At 40.8% G+C, this 20,547-nt stretch carries 12 protein-coding genes; 6 read left to right on the plus strand and 6 right to left on the minus strand.

Features of this window, described 5'->3' with window-relative positions:
- Positions 1-79: 79 nt before the first annotated feature.
- From OCV82_RS03230 to rpoN, 6 genes are all read right to left on the minus strand, one after another.
- Entirely contained in the window at positions 80-1,447 is a 1,368-nt protein-coding gene (locus OCV82_RS03230; protein ID WP_154043103.1) for a glycoside hydrolase family 43 protein, read from the minus strand.
- Positions 1,448-1,661: 214 nt separating this feature from the next.
- On the minus strand, positions 1,662-3,506 hold the full coding sequence (locus tag OCV82_RS03235; RefSeq protein ID WP_154043104.1) for a 4-hydroxy-3-methylbut-2-en-1-yl diphosphate synthase: 1,845 nt from the start codon (positions 3,504-3,506) through the stop codon (positions 1,662-1,664).
- On the minus strand, positions 3,507-4,016 hold the full coding sequence (gene purE, locus OCV82_RS03240) for a 5-(carboxyamino)imidazole ribonucleotide mutase (RefSeq protein WP_154043105.1): 510 nt from the start codon (positions 4,014-4,016) through the stop codon (positions 3,507-3,509).
- Positions 4,017-4,074: 58 nt separating this feature from the next.
- On the minus strand, positions 4,075-4,455 hold the full coding sequence (gene gcvH / locus OCV82_RS03245; protein ID WP_154043106.1) for a glycine cleavage system protein GcvH: 381 nt from the start codon (positions 4,453-4,455) through the stop codon (positions 4,075-4,077).
- 32 nt (positions 4,456-4,487) lie between these two features.
- Positions 4,488-5,168 (minus strand): phosphatase PAP2 family protein, encoded by a 681-nt coding sequence (locus OCV82_RS03250; RefSeq protein WP_235338996.1) that lies wholly within the window; start codon positions 5,166-5,168, stop codon positions 4,488-4,490.
- A gap of 1 nt (position 5,169) precedes the next feature.
- The gene (gene rpoN, locus OCV82_RS03255; protein ID WP_154043107.1) at positions 5,170-6,648 is read right to left on the minus strand and encodes an RNA polymerase factor sigma-54; all 1,479 of its coding nucleotides are present in this window, start codon (positions 6,646-6,648) and stop codon (positions 5,170-5,172) included.
- Positions 6,649-7,087: 439 nt separating this feature from the next.
- On the opposite strand from rpoN, the gene OCV82_RS03260 reads away from it, so the two are divergent.
- The 6 genes from OCV82_RS03260 (at position 7,088) to OCV82_RS03285 (ending at position 20,332) form a co-directional block, all read left to right on the plus strand.
- A complete protein-coding gene (locus tag OCV82_RS03260; protein ID WP_375338153.1) occupies positions 7,088-10,276 on the plus strand; it encodes a SusC/RagA family TonB-linked outer membrane protein in 3,189 nt (1,062 codons plus the stop codon).
- A 62-nt stretch (positions 10,277-10,338) separates the two neighbouring features.
- Complete coding sequence (locus tag OCV82_RS03265; protein ID WP_154043108.1) at positions 10,339-12,297, plus strand: RagB/SusD family nutrient uptake outer membrane protein; 1,959 nt, start codon at positions 10,339-10,341, stop codon at positions 12,295-12,297.
- A gap of 80 nt (positions 12,298-12,377) precedes the next feature.
- On the plus strand, positions 12,378-15,236 hold the full coding sequence (locus OCV82_RS03270) for a SusC/RagA family TonB-linked outer membrane protein (protein ID WP_154043109.1): 2,859 nt from the start codon (positions 12,378-12,380) through the stop codon (positions 15,234-15,236).
- A gap of 14 nt (positions 15,237-15,250) precedes the next feature.
- Entirely contained in the window at positions 15,251-17,065 is a 1,815-nt protein-coding gene (locus OCV82_RS03275; protein ID WP_154043110.1) for a RagB/SusD family nutrient uptake outer membrane protein, read from the plus strand.
- Between the two features lie 31 nt (positions 17,066-17,096).
- Complete coding sequence (locus OCV82_RS03280; protein WP_154043111.1) at positions 17,097-18,137, plus strand: DUF5627 domain-containing protein; 1,041 nt, start codon at positions 17,097-17,099, stop codon at positions 18,135-18,137.
- A 29-nt stretch (positions 18,138-18,166) separates the two neighbouring features.
- On the plus strand, positions 18,167-20,332 hold the full coding sequence (locus tag OCV82_RS03285; RefSeq protein ID WP_154043112.1) for an endo-1,4-beta-xylanase: 2,166 nt from the start codon (positions 18,167-18,169) through the stop codon (positions 20,330-20,332).
- Positions 20,333-20,547 lie beyond the last annotated feature (215 nt).

Here is a 20,547-nt window from a genome sequence, read left to right on the forward strand (position 1 = left end):
GGTAAAAATCTGATATATTATTTTTATGATACTTCTCTGTCAGTTCGATAAAAACTGGCAGAGAAGTATTTTTTTCGGGTTATTTCTGATCCATTTTCCACCAGTCGAACTCAAAGAGTTCTTCATCGCCTCCGCGATATAATATTGTAACGTCATGTACTCCGGTAACTTTCTCTACCGGTGCAGAGATGTTGTGCCATTCTTTGTTTGTAGTTACGCTGATAATGGATACGGGCTTGTCGTCAACTCTAATTTCTATTGTTCCGCCTGCCTTGCCTCGTACACATACAGTTATTGATTTGGCTCCATTTTCGAAATCAACACTGCGAATACGCTGCCATGAACCGTTATAGATACGTGTCAGCCAATGGTCTTTACCATCCTGACGGTCTGTTTTCAGACCGTAGCTGTCTGCCATAGTCTCTGCTTCAACACGTTCATACGGGTTAAGGTTTTTAACAGGCTTTTTCACTCCTTCTTTTGTAAAAGGAATGTGCGGTATTGAACCGTCAGCGTTGAATTTGAATTCTTCCACACAAGAAGCGCGGCGGAAACCTCCTCCGTTTGGCAGACGTCCGTCATGATAAAACATAAAGTTACGTCCCTTGAATTCTATAGAACCGCCGTGTATGGTAAAACTGTTGTTTGCTTCCTCCATAACGCGTCCACCGTATTTCCATGGTCCGGCAATGCTTTTTGCCGTAGAATATGCCATGTGTTCCGGTACTCCTCCTGCTGCATATTCTATATAATAAGTGTCTCCACGTTTATAAACCCAAGGGCCTTCTTCGTATCCTGTTTTCATGATTTTTTTGTTCAGTTGCCAGTCGTGTTTCAATACTTTAGGGCCGAAGGCAGACTCGTCATCCGTGTTGACTTTTATTATTTCACTCTCTAATGACACCATGTCGCGTCCCAGTTTGGCATACCATAATCCGTTGTTTCCCCAGAACAGATATGCCTGTCCGTCATCGTCTATAAATACCGACGGGTCAATATATCCAAAGCCTCCCGGAACCAGTGGTTTGCCAATAGCATCCTTGTATGGGCCTTCAGGACGGTCTGCCACGGCAACGCCTATGCCATGCAAATGTTTGGTCGTGTCTTCAGCTGCTACATACCAATACCATTTTCCGTCCCGTTCTATAGCCTGCGAAGCCCATGCGTTGTCTCCCTGTTTTGCCCATTTGAATGTTGCCGTTGACAAAGGCACTCCGCGGAATGTCCAGTTTACCATATCTGTAGTAGAAAAAAGCAGCCAGTCTTTCATCTTGAAATATTGTGCGTCGTCTTCGTCATGGTCTGTAAACAGATAGACCGTATCGCCATGTACATACGGAGCCGGATCCGGCGTATAACAGGTTTGTATAATAGGATTTTGTCCGGATAACCGGAATAGTGATGACAGTATTCCCACTGCCAGAGTGATTGTTGTTTTTCGTTTCATAATTTTAGGTTTTACTATCTTGTTATTTGTTGCTGCCATTAAAGCGTTTACAAAGAAAAAGATATTTCTCCTATTATTTGAAATATGATGTTACAAATGTTTTTGCTTATGTTACAAATATGATGTAAGTGTATATTTTCTATGCGGTTAAAAACAAAAAAAGGGAAGAAGACGCGTCTGTCTCCCTCCCTATTGTGTAATATGGTGATTTCTTTTATTTCTCGTGGAAATCTCCGTTGGCTTTTATCAGTTCTATCAGTTTTTCTACAGCCTGTTCTTCAGGAATATTCTTTTCTATACATTCCTTACGCTTGTACAGACTGATTTTGCCGCGTCCTGCCCCTACATAACCATAGTCGGCATCAGCCATTTCTCCGGGACCGTTTACTATACATCCCATAATTCCTATTTTCAGGCCTTTCAGATGTGAAGTCGCGGCCTTGATGCGTGCGATTGTCGATTCAAGGTCGTAAAGAGTTCTTCCGCATCCCGGACAAGATATATATTCGGTTTTGGAAGTACGTACTCTGCCGGCCTGAAGAATTCCAAATGCTGTTTCGTCAAGTTTCGTATCTGCTATGGCCGAGGAGTTGTTGTAAAGCAAGATACCGTCAGTCAGTCCGTCGAATATTAATGCTCCCATGTCGGCTGCTGATTTAATCTGCAAGTCCTCAACAGAATTTTCTTCATACATCTGGAAGAACACTACAGGGTTTTTCAGGCCTTGTCTTGTGAGCTGATGAACAAGACCACGGTATTCGCCCAGTCTGTTAGGATGATTGCTCTGTGCAATGATTACAACTTCCGGATGCAGACGCAGACATGCTGTTACCTCTTCGTTGAGGCCCATATAAGTGGTAAACAGGAATTTGATGTCCGATTGGATTTGGTGCAGACCTATAATCTGCTGGGTGTTGAATGCAGGATAAGTGCCTTCTTCGCCATTCCAAACGTTTGCGTCAACTATATAGCCAATGTCCTTTCTCCTGTTTTCAGGCAGAGCCTGTCCGCAATATACGTAATCAGGCTTGAACTGTTCGTTCATGTCCATGTTGCCGTTCAGGCGTACGGAAACAACTACAGGGAGGTTGTCGCCGCCAATGTTGCCTACGGCGTTTGTCTTGCGTCTTGAAGGGTTGGTGTAGCAGAAATCGTCTGCTTCGGCTCCAGGGATATAAGGATGGTTTTCGCGTTTGATGATGTAGTCCACCAGTTTGCGTGCAACAGGAATTTCAGCTTCAGGAGCTTCGCTGAGCGATACGCGTATGGTGTCGCCAAGTCCGTCGGCAAGGAGTGCGCCTATTCCGAGAGCTGACTTGATACGTCCGTCCTCTCCGTCTCCTGCTTCAGTCACACCAAGATGCAGAGGGAATGCCATGCCTTCCTTTTCCATCTGTTCGGCAAGCAGTCTGACGGTCTTTACCATGACAACAGTGTTGGAAGCCTTGATGGAGATTACTACATTGCTGAAATTCTCTTCTATACAGATACGAAGGAACTCCATACATGATTCAACCATGCCTTCAGGAGTATCGCCATAGCGTGACATGATACGGTCCGACAGTGACCCGTGGTTCACCCCGATGCGGATTGCTGTGTGATTTTCCTTGCAGATGTTCAGGAATTTGACAAAACGCTCGCGGATTTTCTGTATCTCCTGTGCATATTCCTCGTCAGTGTATTCCAGGCTTTTGAAAGTACGGGCAGGATCGACATAGTTACCCGGATTGATACGTACCTTTTCGGCATAAAGTGCAGCTACATCCGCCACGTTCGGATTGAAGTGTACATCTGCCACGAGAGGGGTATTGTAACCTTGCGAGCGCAGTCCGATGTTTATATTCTTCATGTTTTCAGCCTCGCGTACACCCTGAGTGGTGAGGCGTACATACTCTCCACCGGCATCGATGATTCGTTTAGCCTGTTCCACACAAGCCTCTGTATCCATCGTTACGGTATTGGTCATGCTCTGTATGCGTATAGGATTAGCGCCACCCATAGGAGTGGCGCCAACATATACTTCGTTTGCCTTTCGGCGTGAATAGTTGAAGTAATCCATTTAATTAGTCTTGTATGCGTATTTAACTTCTTTCAGTTCTTCGTTTGCCTTTACAATCTTGTTTTTCAGTCCTTCCTTGTAAGCGGCAAACTTCTTAGCCAATTCCTCGTCAGAGAGTGCTATCATCTGTACTGCCAGGATTGCAGCGTTCATTGCTCCGTTGATGGCTACTGTTGCTACAGGTATTCCAGGAGGCATCTGGATGATAGAATACAAAGCGTCAACACCATCGAGTACAGAGCCTTTAATAGGTACTCCGATTACAGGAAGTGTAGTGTTGGCAGCAATAACTCCCGGAAGTGCGGCAGCCATACCGGCAGCAGCTATTATTACTTTCAGTCCTCTGTCGGCAGCACCTTTTGCAAATGCTTCAACTTCGGCCGGAGTACGGTGAGCTGAAAGTGCGTTAATCTCGAAAGGAACCTGCATTTCGTCAAGCAGTTTGGCAGCCTTTTCCATAACCGGAAGGTCAGAAGTACTACCCATGATGATACTTACTATTGGTTTCATTCTTTTTTCTCTTATAGTTTATACTTGTTTGTTTTTGTTTATGTCTGTTGTTTTGATATTATTCGTTTATAAGTTTTTTATATGCTTCTGCATCCAGCAGTTCTTCAGCTTCAGAAACGTCTGTAGGCTTGATTCTGATAATCCATCCTTCGCCGTAAGGGTCTTTATTCACAAGTTCAGGATTTTCTTCAAGTGCCGGATTTACTTCAAGTATTTCTCCTCCAACAGGCAGGAACAAATCGGAAACGGTCTTTACTACTTCAATACTTCCGAATGTTTCTCCTTTTTCCAGTGTTTCTCCTTCTGTAGGAACATCTACGAATACAATATCACCTAATTGTGTTTGAGCATAGTCTGTTATACCTACATATGCTTCTTCTCCTTCTAAACGAATCCATTCATGTTCGTTTGTGTACTTTACGTTTGTTGGAAAATTCATGGTTTTAAAATTTACAAGGTTAGTATATCTTTTCAAATAAACAAAATTCCTGTGACACCGCAAAATAATCCGACAACAAATCCTCCGAAAACTTCAATAAGAGTGTGTTGGCGCATTATTATTCTGGCTGTACACAACATACCAGCCAGCAATATGAATCCTGACAGCCACCATACCGGATTGAACTGGAAAAGAAAACTGTAGGACAGCAGTCCCCCGACCATTAATCCGCTACTAGCCGCGTGTGTACTGATTTTGAGCTTTAGGTTTACAATGGTACACAATACCATACATATCAGTACGGCAAGAACTATTCCGCTCATATACCTTGGAGTGTGTATCCTGTACATTGTCACCAGACCGCCTATGTAGCTTAGGATTGTCAGTCCGTACGGGACGAACCTGTTTTCGCGGTGTCCCAGCTCTTTTATACCCCAGCCGTTGATTTTCTGGAAAATGTATATACCCAGCATGGGGAAAAGAATGGTGAAGCAATACACCAGTCCGAGTATCGACAGTTTGTACGACATGGGCATTATGTTGAGATATGTAAATAGAAATATCATCAGAAATGCCACAAACGGAACCATGAACGGCGAGAATATCGCCGATACTATATAGGATGCTATATATAGCGGGTCCTTTTTTTCCTGTTCCGTGAAATGCACAGGCTCGTGATATGTCAGTTCGCTGGGAATATTATTTTCTTCCATTTTATCTTCTTAGTCTAGCTACAGGAATATTTAACTGTGTACGGTATTTGGCGACAGTACGACGTGCTATAGGATAGCCTTTGTCTTTAAGGACTTCTGCCAGTTCGTCGTCCGTCAGAGGGTTTTCCTTGTCTTCGTTGTCAATCACTTCTTTCAGAATTCTTTTTATTTCTCTTACGGACAGTTCCTCACCGTTGTCGGTGGTATATCCGTCGTTGAAAAAGTACTTGAGCGGGAAGATACCGAAGTTGGTTTGCACATACTTGCTGTTGCTTACCCTTGATACAGTCGAGATGTCCAGTTTGGCCCTTTCCGCCACATCCTTCAGTATCATAGGTTTCAGCAAGGTTTCATCTCCCTCGGTAAAGAACGGGCGCTGCAGGTCTATTATTGCCTGCATGGTGCTTAGCATGGTGTTTTGTCTTTGCTTTACGGCATTGATAAATCCTTGGGCTGCATCAACCTTCTGCTTCAGGAACATGAATGCGTCTTTTGCTTCTTTCGATTGGTTGGCTTTGTTCTTGGTCTGTTCTTCCAGCATGTCCGTAAATGTTCTGCTTAGTCGGAGTTCCGGAACATTTCTGTTGTTGAGGCTCAGGATGATATTTCCGTCATCTTCTGTCTCGACTATAAAGTCCGGGATTATGTGATGCAGGTTTTTGCCCATAGCTTCTCCCATGGAACTTCCGGGACGCGGATTTAACTTTACAAGTTCGGCCACGGCAGCATTGTATTCATCTTCCGTGATATTGAGTTTCTGTATAATCTTATCCTTGTTCTTCTTTGTGAACTCGTCGCAATACTGGTCTATTATGTCGTATTCAATTTTTTTCAGCGGCGAATCCTCTTTTCTCTTTATCTGAAGAAGGAGACATTCTTTCAGACTTCTTGCACCTATTCCGGCAGGGTCAAAGTCCTGTATTATTGATATGATGTGTTCAAGTTCTTCTTCTGTGGTGTATATTCCCTGATATATGGCCAGTTCGTCCATTATAGCTTCTGTGGTTTTCCTCAGAAGTCCGTCATCATCCAGTGAACCTATGATATACTCTCCAAGCATTTTCTGCTCGTCGGTCAGTTCTTGCATGTCAAGCTGCTCTTTCAGTGTCTCGTAGAAAGAAACATTGTCCGATAAAGGAATTTCTTCTGGAGTTTCGCCTGCGGAACGGTTGTTCTCTTGCAGTTTATAGTCAGGAATGTCATCTTCTGTACGGTAGTCGCCCAGCGATACATCTTCGTTATAGTTAGTATCCGGGTCAGCATCAGGATCTGTAGGATAATCGTTAGCCTGGTCTTCTGCTATTTCCGATGGATCTCTACCTTCTTCTAATGCCGGATTGTCAAGAATCTCTGCATGTACTCTTTCTTCCAATTCTACTGTTGGCAATTCCAAAAGTTTGACCAGCAACACTTGTTGCGGTGAAAGCGTTTGTACTTGTTGTTGAGCCTGCGACTGTATTTGACGTGAGTTTTGTGCCATTTTATAAATTTATTTATTGGCAAAAGTAGTAAAATAATTGTGATGATCAATCCTGAAAAGGTTAGTTTGTTTTAAAGAAAGTATCTTTTATATCAGATTACATAAAAAATATGGCTTTACCTGTTGTTGATTTTTAAGTTGGATTTTATATCCTAGTAAGCCTGTATAAATACATAGATATAACTGCAATTATTTAAATGTAACATGCAGCAAAACATATGTAACATTTACGGTTGTTATGTAACGTCGGTTACATGTTTTGGAACAAAAATATTGTGAATACAAAAAAAGATAATGTAAATTTGCAATGTGTTAAATGAAATTTAAATGTGTAATCTTAAATGAAAATGCGTATGAATATTATTGAAGAAAGTGGATAGCAAAAACTGATGAATCTAAGAATCGACTATTTAATTTTTTATTTTTAATTATTAAAGTAATGAAAAACATAAGACAAAAGTTTATTGAGAAATTTTCTTTTGATAAGAAAAAACACTTTCTCACACAGATGAAGGTGTTCTTTTTCCTGTTATTGCTTGGCAATGTTTCGATGATGGCTCAGACTTTCGTTGTACAGGGAAAAGTCCTTGATGCGAATGACGAACCTTTAATCGGTGCGGCTATTGTGTTGAAAAGTCAGAGTACAGTTGGTACTGTGGCAGACTTTGATGGAAATTTTACTTTGGAAGTACCAAGTAAGGATGCAGTATTGACCGTTTCTTATTTGGGTATGACTCCACAAGACGTTAAGGTTGATGGACGCAGTATGATAGTAGTTGTATTACGAGAGGATTCCGAAATGCTTGAGGAAGTTGTAGTTGTTGGTTATGGACAGCAGAAAAAGGCTTCTGTGGTTGGTGCTATCACGCAGACAACAGGCAAAGTGCTGGAAAGAGCTGCCGGTGTTTCGGATATTGGTGCCGCATTGACTGGTAATCTTCCAGGTGTTGTTACTACTGCTGGAACAGGTATGCCTGGTGAAGAAGATCCTAAGATTACAATTCGTGGTGCTAGTTCATGGAATAATAATGAAGAGCCTCTTGTTTTGGTAGATGGAATTGAGCGTCCAATGAGTTCAGTGGATATTACTTCTGTTCAGTCTATTTCTGTTTTGAAAGATGCTTCTGCAACAGCAGTATATGGTGTAAAGGGTGCAAATGGAGTTATCCTGATTACTACCAAGAGAGGTACAGAAGGAAGTGCTAAGATTGATGTCGGTTTTAATGCGACTTTGAAATCTCCTTCGAAATTACCTAATAAATATGATTCGTATGATGCTCTAATGTTCCGTAATATTGCCATCGAACATGAATTAGCGTTGGCTCCTCAATCATGGGCTGATATACGTTCTCAAGCTTTTATTAATAATTATCGCAATCAAACTACTGTTGAGCAAAGGGAACGCTATCCTAATGTAGATTGGCAGAAGGCTTTGTTTAAGGATAATACCATGTCATACAACGCAAATATTAACATTAGTGGTGGTACAAAGTTTGTAAAATATTTCGCTGCTGCGGATTATGTGCATGAAGGCGACCTTTTCCGAGTTTATGATAATGGACGTGGCTATAATTCTGGTTATGGATATGACCGTGTAAATGTACGTAGTAATATTGATTTTAATATTACAAAAAGTACTGTGTTGAAAGTAAATTTGGCTGGTTCAAATGGTATTAGAAAATCACCATGGAGTAATTCGGGAAATTCTGAATGGCAGATAGGTCAGCAATGGTCTGGTGTATATAATATTCCGTCTGATGTGTTTTTGCCTCAATATTCTGATGGTAGTTGGGGTTTTTATCCTAAAGTTTCAAATACAACAAATTCAGTACAGAATATTGCAATTAGTGGAACAATGCAGACAACGACAACACGCATTAATACAGACTTTACTTTGGAGCAGGATTTATCTTTTATAACAAAAGGTCTTGTCGCAAGAGCTACAATATCATGGGATAATGAGTTTGTTGAGAATAATCGTGGAATTAATGATTTATATAATGATGCGCAAACTAAGTGGATTGATCCGGAAACCGGTCAGGTTGTATGGGGAGAATCATATGATACCAATCAAGGATTTGATTGGTCGCAGGGTATAAATTGGATTACACAGTCTGGATCTGTAGATAACAGTAGAACAATAAGAAATTTGTATTATCAGGCACAGTTAAGTTGGGCGCGTTCTTTTGGTAAACATAATATGACTGCTATGGGATTATTTAGCCGTCAGGAGAATGCAAGAGGTAGTGTGATGCCTACTTATCGTGAAGACTGGGCTTTTCGTGTTACTTATGATTTTGCTAATAGATATTTTGTAGAATATAATGGTGCGTATAACGGTTCAGAAAAGTTTAGCCCTGAGAATCGTTTTGCTTTCTTTAATTCTGGTGCTATAGGATGGATGGTCAGTGAAGAACCTTTTATGCGTTATCTTCGTGAGAAAAAAATTCTTGATATGATGAAGATTCGTGCATCGTATGGTGAGATTGGTTCCGACCAACTTGGAGATCCATTTGATGAATCACGTCGTTGGTTGTACATGGATTCATGGAAATATGCGGGTCACACTCGTTTGGATTTGAACCATGCTGAAAGTATTTATACTTGGTGGTATGAATCTGCTATTGGCAATGAAGACATACAGTGGGAAGTCGTGGAAAAAATGAATTTAGGTATAGATTACTCTTTCTTTGAAGGATTAATGGCAGGTAGTGTTGAATTTTTCCGTGATACTCGTTCGAATATATTTGTATTTGGTAGTGATCGTTCAATACCTTCTTATTTTGGCGGAACACCTCCTTCAATAAATAAAGGAAAAATCCGTACAACAGGTTATGAATTAGAATTACGTTTAAATAAAGTTTTAGCGAATGGATTGCGTCTTTGGGGTAATTTTAATATGACTCATGCTCGTAATGTTGTACTTGTGAAGGATGATCAAGCTTTGCGACCTGCATATCAGAAGGCTGCAGGACACGGTGTTGGTCAATATTATTCTTATATTGACAATGGTTTTATCCAAAATTATGATCAGATGTTTGGTAGTCCAGCTCATGATTCAAGTGACTCTCAAAAATTGGTTGGAGACTATTATATTGTTGATTATAATGGTGATGGTGTTATAGACAGTAAAGACTCTGTTCCTTATGGATATACGAGTTCGCCTGAAAATACATACAATGCTACGATTGGATTTGAATGGAAAGGCTTTAGTGCCTTTGCACAGTTCTATGGCGTTAATAATGTTACACGTGATGTTGCTTTAAAAAGTTTGGAAAATAACTTAAATACTGTTTACGATGCAGGAACATGGTGGTCAAAAGATGAACCAAATGCAGATATTGTTGTTCCTCGCTGGAATTCGAAGCCTACTTATTATGACGGTACGCAATATATGTATGATGGTTCATATATCCGTTTGAAAAATGTTGAAATAGCTTATACATGGACAAAGGGATGGGTACAAAAGTTGGGTATCAGTAACCTTAAGATTTATCTTAACGGAAATAACTTGTGGTTGTGGACTCGTATGCCTGACGACCGTGAGGCAAATCTCTCAGGAGCTGGATATTTGGGAGCTTATCCTACAGTGAAACGTTATAATTTAGGTATTAAGTTTACATTATAAAAATACGTAGTTCAGAGGTATAAATAATTTTACCTCCTTTTACTACTATAAAAAACAGATATATGAGAAAACAATATACATATATATATACTGCACTTTTTTCCATGGTGATAGGTTGCGGTATGACTTCTTGTCAGGATTATCTTGACAAGAGTCCCGAGGCTACTGTAAATAAGGAGGATGCTTTTAAAGATTTTCGTAATTTTCAGGGTTTTGTGGAAGAAATTTATAACTGTATTCCTGACAAGGAGAAATGTAATTATTGTACTTCTTGGAACTGGGGCGATGATGAGCTTTTCAATTCGCTTGGTAATGCACACATGACCAATCAGGTTGATTTAGGAAATTTCCGTAACTGGTACAGCAACGGGCAGACATGGCTGATGACGAGTACTAATGATCCGAGATCGACTAATAGCTTCAATCATTCGTTATGGGGACATGCATGGTACTGTATCCGTAAGTGCAACATTGGTCTAGCTAATCTTGACAAAATGGTGGGAACAGAAGATGAGAGAAATCTGATTGCTGGACAGCTTTATTTCTTCCGTGCGTGGTGGCACTTTGAGATGATGACATATTGGGGAGGTCTTCCATATATTGATCAGGTGCTCGACGCTACACAAGAACTGACTCTACCTCGTCTGTCGTATCAGGAGTGTGCAGACAAAGCTGCGGAAGATTTTCGTCGTGCAGCAGATTTACTACCGATTGATTGGGATGATACCAATGCCGGACAGGCTACAGTAGGTAGGAATCAACTTCGTATAAACAAGATTATGGCATTGGGATATCTAGGCAAAAATTATCTTTGGGCAGGAAGTCCTTTAATGAAAAATGGTGCTCAGTTGGGAGGAAGTCAAACTTATAATTACGACGAGGAATATTGTCATAAGTCAGCAGAGGCTTTCGGAGAGTTACTTGCACTAGTTGAAGGCGGACAGACACAATATGCCTTAGCGGAATTTAACTATTCGAATGTTTATGACCATGAAAAGGCTGCTGGCGCTACAACATGCTATTCTGATATCTTTTATACGCGTCGTCAGAATTGGCAGGTGCCAGGCTCGGTTGAAGCTATATTTAGAGGTCCATCGGGAAGTGACGGAGGAGCTGATGGTAATAATTCCAACTGGAATATGTCTAAATTGTGGGGACCTAAGGTCGCAAGTTTAGTAGAACACGACGTCATTATTCATTTGCCAACTGCAAATTTAGTTGAAATGTACGGTATGAGTAATGGATTACCTTTGGATGATCCTAACTCCGGTTTTGATCCTACTCACCCGTTTAAGAATCGTGATCCTCGCTTCTATCACGACATTGTGTTTGACGGTTTTCATTATGTGCTTGCTGAAGATAAGTTGAACGACGCTCAGAAACCATACGCTTATCTGAATCTGTCGAGTGGAGGTGGAGATATGCGTTCTGATGATATGGGTAGTCGCACGGGATATTTTTTCCAAAAATTAGTACCACATACATGTAATGTTGGTGATAAAGAATATGATTGGGGAAGTGCGCTTCACACTTATCTTCCCTATATGCGTCTAGCTGATATCTATCTTATGTATGCTGAGGCTTGTGCTGCTACAGGAGGAGCTTCAGCAAAGAGTAGTAATTTTGGAAAAACTGCTCTGGATGCAATTAATACAATACGTAACCGCTGTGGTGCTGGTGAGGTAGCAGACTCGTATGCTGCAGACAGAAATAAGTTTATGGACGAAATTCGCCGTGAGCGTGCTGTGGAACTTTCAATGGAAGGATTCCGTTTCAATGACCTTCAGCGTTGGCTTCTGCTTACTGAATCTCCTTATAATGAAAAGTATGCTGTAGAGTTTGATCGTCTTGAGGATGATAACTTCTACAGAAATAATGATCCTGCTGAAGCTAGAGTTGCGAACTATCGTCACAAATTGCTTGTTAAACGAGTGTTCGGTACCAAGCATTATTGGTTCCCTCTTCCTGATGATGATGTTTACCTTTATCCGGAATTTCCACAGAATCCAGGTTGGGAATAAAACGGTAAATCAATAAGGCTAATTGAATATCAAAGGAGTTAACAGAAAAATACTGATGTATAATAATAAAAAACTGAACAATGAAAGATAAACAGACAAAATTCATTCTTCTTGCTATGCTTACCGCAGCACCTTGTCTGGCCGGAGCGCAGAGTGCGATTGAGAATGATACTGACACATTGTCAACAGGAAATGACGCCGAGGTTCAGGTGGCATTCCGGAAAGTATCACGCAAGGATCTTCTTGGAGGAGTTTCTGTTGTCAATATGGAGGAACTTACCCGGAAAAACTATAATACTTATAGTCTGGATAATATGCAAGGCTATGTGGGTGGATGGAACGGAAACTCCCTGTGGGGAATGGATGGCGATAATGCTGGTTATTTGGTCCTTGTGGACGGAGTTCCGCGTGATGCCAACAACGTGATGCCTACAGAGATAGAGCAGATAACTTTCTTGAAGGGAGCACAGGCTGTAGTGTTATATGGTAGTAAAGCTGCCAAAGGAGCTATCCTGATTTCTACCAAGCGAAGCACTGCTGAAGGGCTGAGTGTGAGTGTTAGAGCTAATACAGGTTTCAATGTTGCAAAAAGTTTTCCAGAATATTTGGGATCAGCTGAATATATGACTCTATATAATGAGGCACGTGTAAATGACGATCTGGCCCCTTTGTATTCCGATACACAAATTTACAATCATGCTTCAGGATTAAATCCTTACCGCTATCCGGACATAAATTATTATTCTTCCGATTATGTAAAGAAAATGTATAATCGTTCAGAGGTTACAGCCGAGATTGAGGGCGGAGGTTCAAAAGCTCATTTTTACAGCAATATCAGTTATTATCGTAATGGTGACTATCTGAACTTTGGCGAAGCGGAAAATAATATGGTGGATCGTTTTAATGTACGTACTAATGTGGACGTAAAGATTAATGATTTCATCAAGGCATATATCAATGCTAACGCTACTTTCTATAATTCAAAGAGCGCAAAAGGCAATTATTGGGAAGCAGCTTCTACCATGCGACCAAACTTTCCGCAGAACGCGGCTCCGCTTATACCTATCGATATGATTGATCCTAATGCGAGCGCTGTGTGGGAATTATTGAGTACTTCGGGTAATATTATCGATGGCAAATACTTCCTGGGCGGTTCGCAAGCCAATCCTACAAACGCTTTTGCAGATGTATATGCGGCAGGAAGCAGTAAATATACCAGCCGTCAGTTTCAGTTCGACACTGGGGTGGATGTTAGCTTGGAGAAACTTCTGAAGGGATTGTCGTTTAAGGCTATGTTTGCTGTTGACTATGCAACTTCTTATAATACATCGTTCGATAATAATTATGCCATATTTGTTCCAACATGGTCTAACTACAATGGCAAGGATGTCATTGTAGGGCTTACCAAAGAAGGTTTGGACGAGCGTCCAGGTATTCAGAATGTTGGTGGAAGTGCTGATAATCAGACTATAGCCTTTAATGCTCAGTTTAATTATCAGAATACATTTGCTAAGGATCATAACGTATCTGCTATGCTTATTGCAAATGGTTATCAGCAGACACGTTCTGCGCAATATCACCGTATTAGTAATGCTAACTTGGCTTTACAGGCAGGATATAACTTCCGTCAGCGTTATTATGCAGACTTCAGCGCTGCTCTGATTCATTCGGCAAAACTGGCACCGGGACACAGAAATGCCCTGTCGCCTTCTCTTACATTGGGATGGCGTCTGAGCGAAGAAGATTTTCTTAAGGACTCTCCTGTTGTGGACGACATGATGCTTAGCGTATCGGGTAGTATCCTGAATCAAGATATCGATCTTAAGATGGGTGATACTGAATTTTATCTGTATGATGGCTTGTGGACTCAGGCTGATGGCTATGGCTGGTATGACGGATCGGCAGGTAAATATACTTACTCAACTAAAGGTGAGAACTACGATCTCGACTTCATAAAGCGTAAGGAACTTTCTGTCAATCTGAATACTTCATTGTGGAAACGTTTTATCACTCTTGACGCTTCCTTCTTCATTATGTCCAACGAAGGTTACCTGATCGATAAGCCTACGTTCTATCCTTCATACTTAAGTACCGGTTATCCTGTAGCTTCGTTTTTGCCAGTATTGAATTATAACAATAACCGCCGTATAGGTTTTGATTTTAGTGTGAATGTGAACCATCGTATCGGTGAGGTAGATTTGTCTTTAGGAGTTTCAGGTACATACTATGATACTAAGGCTACAAAGCGTGATGAAATATATGACGACGCTCACCGTTATCGTGAAGGTAAGCCAATTGACGGTATATGGGGATATCAAAGTGCTGGATTGTTCCAAAGTCAGGAAGATATTGACAGCTGGTATGATCAGTCTAAGTTAGGACAGATTAAACCGGGAGATATTAAATATATCGATCAAAACGGTGACAAAATTATTGACGAGAAGGATGAGGTTTATCTTGGTAAAGGTGGCTGGTATGGAGCTCCGTTTACTATGGGTGTAAACATCACTGCCAAGTGGAAGGATTTCACTCTTTTTGTTCTCGGTACTGGTGGAGTTGGAAGCTATGGCTTGAAGAACAGTTCTTATTATTGGGTGGATCAGGAAGACAAGTATTCTGCAGTGGTACGCAACCGTTGGACAGAGGCTACAGCTTCTACCGCTACTTACCCACGTTTGTCAACACTCAATGCAAGTCAGAATTTCTGTACATCCGATTTCTGGATGTATAAGGCAAACCGTTTCGATCTGGCTAAGATACAGATTACATATGATTTACCTAAGCATATATTGCGCAGCTCTTTCGTAAAGGAACTGTCGGCATTTGTGGGCGGAGCCAATCTGCTTACTATCTCTAAGGAACGCGAACACATGGAGTTGAATGTGGGAAGTGCGCCTCAGAGCAGATACTATAACATTGGTTTAAAAGCAGTATTCTAAAAAAAGTGATAAAAATGAAACTGAAATATATTTTTATATCTACTGTGCTTCTTGCATCTCTCTCAGCTTGTGAAGATATGTTTGAGCCGTCTCAGGAGAACATTAGAGGTGTGGAAGAAATGTTTTCCGATCCTAACTATGCCTCAGGTTTGTTGGGATATGGTTATGCGATGTTGCCATATGATAATTCAAGCGTCAGCGATGTTGCTACTGATGATGCTGTAACCAACGATCTTACTAGTAATTATTCGAAAATGGCACTTGGTGCTTGGTCATCAAGCAACAATCCTATGGAACAGTGGCAGGCTCGTAAGGCTACTATACAGTATATCAATACTTTCCTAAGTATTGTGGATAAGGTGAAATGGTCTAGTACTGAGACTACTAACAGGATGTTTATTGACAAGTTGAGTGGCGAAGCGTATGCTCTGCGCGCATTGAATTATTTCTATCTTCTGCAAGCGCATGCCGGATGGACTGACGATGGACAGCTGTTGGGTGTACCAATGGTGTTCGAGCCTGAAGATAAAAACTCCGAATTCAACCAGCCACGTAACTCGTTTAGCGAATGTGTAAACTATATCTTTGACGATCTTGACAAGGCAATAGAACTCTTGCCGCTTGACTTCGCAAATATCGGCAGTAATGCAGAACTTCCTTCAAAATATCAGGAAATAGGTGCCGAGATGGGTGGCTATAACCTAGTGTTCGGAACTTATCAACGTGGACGTATATCAGGACGTATAGCTGAAGGTATTAAGGCTCAGGTTGCTCTTCTAGCGGCAAGTCCTGCCTATCGTGAGGCTTCTGGAGTTACATCAGAAGAGGCTGCAGGATATGCTGCTACAGTTCTTAACAGAATAGGAGGTGTCAGCGGAATAGACCCTCGTGGAAATACATGGTACAATAATACAGATGAGCTTGACAATATGGGCTCCGGTGCCGTAACAGCAGAAATCCTGTGGAGAGGTAACCGTACTAATAGTGATGCTGATTGGGATATAGGTATCACACAGGAGAAGAACAATTTTCCACCAACATTATATGGAAGCGGTAGAATCAATCCTACACAGAATCTGGTTGACGCTTTCCCGATGGCTAACGGTTATCCTATAACAGATACTTCTAACAGTGGTTATGACGCTTTAAACCCTTATGCGAATCGTGATCCACGTTTGACAAATTATATATTATATAACGGTAGTACTTATAAGGGTAAAACAATCATCACTGGACTATATGCCGACAGCGAGAATAAGACAGATGATGGACTGAATAAAATAGGTACATCTACTCGTACTGGATATTATCTGCGCAAGCTTTTACGTGAGGATTGTAATCCAAATCCGAGTGCTCTTAACCCTAAGTATCATTTCCCGGTACGTATTAGATATACGGAAATCTTTTTGGCTTATGCCGAGGCAGCCAACGACGCTTGGGGACCTACCGGTACTGGTGGAAATACTTATAGCGCATACGATGTAATAAAGGCTTTACGTGTACGTGGAGGTGTTGGAACGGATAATGGCGATCCATATCTGGAGAGTGTTAAGAATGATCAGACACGGATGACAGAGCTTATTAGAAACGAAAGACGCATTGAGTTATGTTTCGAGAACAAACGTTTTTGGGACATTCGACGTTGGAATTTACCGCTTAACGAGACTGCTAGAGGTATACGTATAGAACAAGCTACAGGCAACTCTTTGAAATATACGGAAATTGATGTAGAGATACGTAATTATAGAGACTATATGTATCACGGTCCTATACCTTATTCTGAAATACTGAAATGGAGTAATCTCCAGCAGAATAAAGGATGGCAGTAATATATGTTTAATTAAAATTATGAAAGTAAAAATGGAAACAAGAAAATCTATATTATTGATGATGTCGGGGGTTATGGCGTTTGCTTTCTCTTCCTGTAAGAATGCGGACAGAACTTTCCCTGATTATGAGGGAGGAACTTCTGTATATTTTGCATATCAGTATCCGGTGCGTACATTGGTCCTCGGTAATGATGAGGTAGTAGATAATTCGCGTGATAATGAACACAAATGTGCAATTTACGCCACTATGGGAGGTTCATACGAGGGAAGGGATATTACTATCGACGTCGAGATAGACAATTCTCTGTGCGATAATCTGACCTTTGAGGATGGTTCTCCGGTCCTTCCTTTGCCGGCCGATTATTATGAGATGCTTGGAAATCAGATTAGATTTGGTGGCAATCATTGGGGATATGTTGAAATACAACTCAAAGATGCTTTCTTTGCCGATCCGAAGGCTCTGACCAACAATTATGTAATTCCTGTTTTAATGACAGGACAGAAAGGTGCTGACCGTATTATTACTGGTACTCCATCGATAGAAGGAGACCAGCCAGCACGCACTAATTCGGCTTATTGGAACATACAGCCCAAGGACTATGTGCTATATTGTGTGAAATACATGAATCCATGGCATGGCTTTTACTTGCGTCGTGGAATAGACCAAATAACAACCGCTGATGGTACAATAACCACAAATGTCCGTCACGAGGAATCTGTAGAGAAGGACGAGGTTTGCGAAATGACTTCTCGTTCACTTAATACCGCAATTTTCCCAGTATCTATTAATGATGAAAATGGTACGGCCGTTACTTGTGACTTGCTGCTTACATTTGATGGTGATAACTGTACAATTACCTCTGGTAGTGATGGTATTGTAGCTTCTGGAAGCGGAAAGTTTGTGGAAGACGGAGAGAAAAATTCATGGGGTAATAAAGATCGCGATGTCATATATCTGGACTATAGTATAGATTATGGTTTCAAGCAAGTTGCTACTAAGGATACATTGGTTGCACAGACTCGTGGCACAAACAAATTAGTTACCTTCACTCCTACATATAATGAGAAATAAATATCTTTAAATAAAAATATGTACTGGTTATGAAGAATAAATCTTTATATATAAGTTCATTGTCAATGTTGCTTCTCATGGCAGCATGTGCTGACGAACAGATTGCTGAATTTAAAGTAGAGAAACCGGCAAATATTGAACAATATGAATATCTGAATGCTTATGATGCATTAAAAACATATGTTGACCGTACTGCAAATCCCAACTTTAAGTTGGGTATTGCATTGGGAGCCAATGATTTTGTCGCAGGTGGACAAGTTCATAGCTTGGCAATATCTAATTTTGATGAAATGACAGCTGGTAATGAAATGAAATATGCTTCCTGCGTTTCTGATGATGGCACTATGAATTTTTATAATGTTACAAATTTTGTGAATGAAGCCAAAGCTGCTGGCATGACAATATATGGTCATACATTAGGATGGCATTCACAGCAGAATATTAAATATTTGAATTCATTGATAGCTGATAAAGAAGTTGTAGGTGACGGAAGTGTTACGAATAAATATGCTTATCAGTCAGACTTTGAAGATGGTAATCCAATTGGTGGATGGGGAAACAATTCAACTCTTGAAGTAGTCAATGAAGGACCTGATGGCTCTAAGTGTTTAAAAATGACTAACCCAAGTGTTGTAAATCCATGGGAAGCTCAAGCTGCTATTGATTTGCCTTTTGAAGGAGGTCAAGTTTATTATTTGAGTTTTAAAGTTAAAGGTAGTGTTGAAGGAAGTATGGGGGCGTCTTTCCAGCATAGCGCAGATTATGGTGGTCGTGGAGATTTCCCTTCTATGAATATTACTACAGACTGGACTGAAGTATTGGTTTCAACTACAGCTCAAGACGGTGCGGACCGTTTCCTTTTCAATTATGGAGCATACGCTGGATCAATTTATATTGATGATTTGGCTATTTATTACGAAAGTAATGCCGGTGAGGTTGCAATTCCTGTCTCTGTAATAGAGGATGATTATTCCAGTGGTACGCCTATAGGCGGATGGGGTGGTCATACATCTTCTGTAGTCGATGGTGTTTGCGTCGTTGAAAATCCTTCAGAATCCCAATCGTGGGAAAAGCAGTTGTGCTATGAGGTAACTACTCCTTTCACAAATGGAACAGTTTATTTCTTACGCCTTAAAATAAAAGGAACTAAAGAAAGTAGCATAGGAGTTGGCTTCCAAAATCCTAATGGATATATTGGTTGTGGTGATTTCCCTGCTTTACAGGTAACTACTGATTGGAAAGAGGTTACTATTTCTACAGCTTGTACTGGAGAGGGAGCAACACGTTTATTGTTTAATATTGGTGCATACGTAGGAACTTTGTACTTCGATGATGTATGTTTATATTATGAGAAATCGGCCAATGCTATACCGTTGACACCGGAAGAAAAGAAGGATACTCTTACATGGGCTTTGGATAATTGGATTAAAGGTATGATGGAGGCTACAGGAGGTTATGTAACTGCTTGGGATTTGGCAAATGAAACCGTATCCGGAGCGGATGATGATCACGACGGTATATATGACCTTCAGTCTGCAGAAAATGGTGATCCTACTGCAAATTTCTATTGGCCAGATTATCTTGGTGACATAGACTATGTACGTATTCTCGAATCAAAGACTCGTAAATACTTTGCTGAGTATGGTGGAAATCCTTCTGATTTGAAACTCTTCATTAATGACTTTAATTTGGAATCATGGTGGGATGGCAACATGAAAGCCAAGAGTTTGGTAGAATGGATAAAGAGATGGGAAGCTGACGGCGTTACTAAGATTGATGGTATTGGAACTCAAATGCATGTCAGCTACATTTTGAACGAAGCAGATCAAAAGGCACAAGAAGATGCCATTGTTAATATGTTCAGAATTCTGGCAGAATCAGGCAAGCTCGTCAAGATTTCTGAGTTGGATATGGGAATTGTTGATAAAGCATTCGGTACAGGTATAAAGACAGAAAATGTAACATTGGAACAGCAGCAGAAAATGGCAGAGTTCTATACATTTATAATCCGTAAGTATTTCGAGATTATTCCTGTAAACCAGCAGTATGGTATTACTCAGTGGTGTGCAACAGATAGTCCTGCCGACTCTGGTTGGAGAGGTGGAGAGCCTGTTGGATTGTGGGATTTGAATTACAATCGTAAACCTGCTTATGAAGGTTTCGTAAATGGATTGAGAGGTACTGATGTTGAGTAATTTCTAAATTAATCAATCTTCTATTATATTAATGGGCAGGTATTATTTTTATCTGCCCATTATTATGTACGCTCAGCATGAGTATTAGCTAACGGGTGCAAGTCCCCAATGAGCCCTAATAGCGGGAATCATACAGCCAAAAGCAAGGGTGTCCATCGCGAGGTGGAATCTAAAGGAAGCTGGTGGCAAACATCTGGTCTGACGAACAGAAACTT

This window comes from Bacteroides cellulolyticus, assembly GCF_025567135.1.
In the GTDB taxonomy this organism is placed as follows: Bacteria; Bacteroidota; Bacteroidia; order Bacteroidales; family Bacteroidaceae; genus Phocaeicola; species Phocaeicola cellulolyticus.